The organism is Vibrio sp. 10N.222.55.C6, assembly GCF_041473395.1.
Taxonomy (GTDB): domain Bacteria; phylum Pseudomonadota; class Gammaproteobacteria; order Enterobacterales; family Vibrionaceae; genus Vibrio; species Vibrio crassostreae_C.
Window position 1 is genome coordinate 1 of record NZ_JBFRSD010001150.1, and the last position, 364, is coordinate 364.

1 protein-coding gene is annotated in these 364 nt (G+C 48.4%); it reads left to right on the forward strand.

The features are described 5' to 3' along the window. Positions 1–364, forward strand: a 364-nt coding sequence (locus AB4486_RS27950) for a penicillin-binding transpeptidase domain-containing protein (protein WP_372120070.1), incomplete at both ends; no start/stop codon positions are given.

Sequence of the window (364 nt, forward strand, 5' to 3'; positions counted from 1 at the left end):
AACATCGGTGTGGCGAAGTTAGCACTGGATATGCCACTTGAAGCGCTACTGGGCATGTACAGTTCTGTTGGTCTTGGCGAGATGTCTGGGCTGAATCTAGTCGGTGAGACCGCGGGTATTTTCCCGAACCGTCGACGCTGGTCTAAGTTTGAAATCGCTACCTTATCCTTTGGTTATGGTCTAGCGATTACTCCGCTGCAATTGGCTCATGCCTATGCGACGTTAGCGAATCACGGTGTTTACGAACCTATCCATATCGTTAAAAGCAACGACCAAGATTTCTCAAAACAGATCATCAAGCGCGAAAATGCTGAGTTGGTTTTGAACATGCTAGAAGGCGTAACCCAAAAGGGCGGTACAGCGA